The organism is Alteromonas sp. BZK5 (assembly GCF_014349115.1).
Lineage (GTDB): Bacteria > Pseudomonadota > Gammaproteobacteria > Enterobacterales > Alteromonadaceae > Alteromonas > Alteromonas macleodii.
Map to the genome: position 1 here is coordinate 1 of NZ_JACSOE010000198.1, position 2603 is coordinate 2603.

Sequence of the window (2603 nt, forward strand, 5' to 3'; positions counted from 1 at the left end):
AGTGCGTATTCCGATTTACTTGAACACCCATTCCGGTTTTATTTGAACACCTCAGATCAACGCATCGTTGGCTAGTCGATTTTTACCTTAAGTGTTCAAGTGGCGTCAATGGATGCCAGTGTTTTTCTCATTGATTCTCCTTTCAGTTTTATCCGGTGAGCGTTGTGCATCAGGCGGTCGAGGATGGCATCAGCCAGCGTGTTATCACCGATGGATTGATACCATTGATCTGTGGGTAACTGGCTGATGAGGATGGTTGAGCTGCTGCCGTGGCGGTCATCCATGATTTCCATCAGGTCGTTGCGCTGAGCCGCCTTTAACGGTTCAAGGCCCCAGTCATCCAGGATGAGCAGATTGAGTTTGGCAAGGCTCTTTAGTTTTTTGCTGTATGTGCCATCGGCTTTGGCCTGGGTGAGTTCCATGAGCAGTCGACTCACCCGGTAGTATTTCACCGTGTAGCCTTTCAGGCAGGCGGTGTTAGCGAGTGCGCAGGCGATATAGGTTTTCCCGGTGCCGCACGGCCCGGTGAGTAACAGGTTTTGTTGCCGTTGTAGCCAGTCGCATTGCAGTAATCCTGTCATCACACTTTTTTGCAGTCCGCGCGGATGCTGATAGTCGATGTCATGGGCGTTGGCCGCGAGTTTCAGTTGCGCCTGTTTAAGCAGGCGCTGTTGCTTACGGTTGTCCCGTTCATGGATTTCCTGGTCGGTCAGCAGTTGCAGGCGTTCGGCGAAGCATAAGTCCTGATATTGACCCGGTTGTTCGAGTTGCTGGCTCAGTGCTTTTGCCATGCCGCTGAGATTAAGTTGGTGCAGTTGTGACAGTGTGGTGGTTAGCATGGATTTTCTCCTTAATGGAAGCTTTGTGGTCCACGGATATTTTCGTGGTGTTGAGGGAGTGTCAGGGTGTCCTGGCTGGATTCACTGATGAGCTTGTCCTGATTGCTGTTTAAGATGTCTTTGAGTTGCTGTAAGCGATAGAGCTGATGCTGGTTAGCCAGCTTGCAGGCGATATTGAGCCGCTGCGGCGGATACTGACTGGCTAATCGCAAGGCACCCAGGCAGACACGGAACGCCTGTTGGGGATGTGGTTTACGTTTCAGCTGTGCTTTTACCCAGAGAAGCACGTCATCACCGATGTCTTTCGCCCAGTTCATCAGGCTGCCTTCGCTTACTTTGTGGTAGTGCTGATGCTGCGCAGGCATGTGTTGCGGCGTGGTGGTAAAGCCGTAACGGTCATTGCGGGGATGGCTGGCCACACGTTTGCCCTGGAAGTAGATTTCCACCAGGCGTGGCTTGGCGTGAAGCTCCACTTTTTCACTCACCAGTTGATGTGGCACCGAGTACAGGTGATTCTCATACTGCACATGGTAATCGATGTTCACCTTAGTATTGCGGATGTCGGTATATTCATAGGCATGGCGCGGCAGTGGTTTTAAGGCAGGCTTATCCAGTTCATCGAACCACTGCTGACGCGTGCCTGTCATTTGTTTGAACGGTTTATTGTTCACCTCTGTCAGCAAGGCGCGGATACACTGGTTCAGCTCATGTAGTGAGAAGAAGGTGTGATGGCGAAGCCGGGCTAATATCCATCGCTCTATGATTTGCACACCCACTTCGGCCTTGGCTTTATCTTTGGGTTTATACGGTCTGGCGGGCACAATCGCCGTATCATAATGAGCTGCCAGTTGCTGATAGGCCGGATTGATATCCGGGTCGCTCTTGCAGGCTTTAGTCACTGCACTTTTTAAGTTATCCGGCACCACCATGGTGGGTACGCCACCAAGATACTCGAAGGCCCGTACATGGCTGCCGAGCCAGTCTTGCAAGCCCTGAGTCCAGGTCGCCTCTGAGTAGTAATAACTGCTCGCGCCCATAGCTGTAACGAATATTTGTGCATACCGGATTTCACCCGTTTGCGGGTTCACGACAGGCATAGTTTGCCCTGCATAATCCACGAACAACACGTCGCCTGCCCGGTGATGCTGACGCATGGAGCGGCGTTGCTTATTCAACCACTGCAGGTAACGGTCGCAGAACTGAGAGTAACTGTAACAGCGGTTGGGGTATTGCTGGGTGTATTCTTCCCACAACAGTAGTTTGGTTACGCCCTTTCGGCTTAATTGTTTGCGCAAGTCTGCCCAATCCGGCTCCTGGAATCGTTTGGCATGGCGGGTATCGGCTTGCGGGTAAAAGCGCCGGGCTAACTGGGCATCATCCAGTTCATCCGGCAGCGGCCAGGACAAGTTCATCCCCTTGGCTTTGTTGAGCAGTGTTTGGATGCTGCCAACACTGACTTTGGTGCTGCGGTGGATCTCGCGGATACTCAATCCTGCCGAGAAATGCAGCCTTAAAACCTCTCTGATTTTACGCATTGTAATCCTTTTCAAACCTAACCCTCACTCGCCAACTAAAAGTCAGTGGTTAAGTTATCAAATTAATAGTGATTTCAATGCGTTGAAAAGATTCCGGCGTACTTGAACACCGATTCCGGAAATCAGCCCAAAACTGTACTAAATAAATCCGGAATCAGTGTTCAAATAATTCCAGAATGAGTGTTCAAGTATTTCCGGAATCGCTGTTCAGATCCGGCCGGAATATGCA

The 2603-nt window shown here is 51.1% G+C and carries 2 protein-coding genes; both read right to left on the reverse strand.

Annotated features, from left to right (window positions below; translation table 11 throughout):
* Positions 1 to 95 precede the first annotated feature (95 nt).
* Positions 96 to 839 (reverse strand): IS21-like element helper ATPase IstB, encoded by a 744-nt coding sequence (gene istB / locus BIZ39_RS21190; protein ID WP_187448019.1) that lies wholly within the window; start codon positions 837 to 839, stop codon positions 96 to 98.
* Between the two features lie 11 nt (positions 840 to 850).
* Positions 851 to 2374, reverse strand: a complete 1524-nt coding sequence (gene istA / locus BIZ39_RS21195; RefSeq protein WP_187448020.1) for an IS21 family transposase — start codon at positions 2372 to 2374, stop codon at positions 851 to 853.
* Between the last annotated feature and the right edge of the window lie 229 nt (positions 2375 to 2603).

Excerpts from the sequence above, each read along its gene's own strand:
- istA (WP_187448020.1), bottom strand. The coding sequence starts at position 2,374 with ATGCGTAAAATCAGAGAGGTTTTAAGGCTGCATTTCTCGGCAGGATTG.
- istB (WP_187448019.1), bottom strand. The coding sequence starts at position 839 with ATGCTAACCACCACACTGTCACAACTGCACCAACTTAATCTCAGCGGC.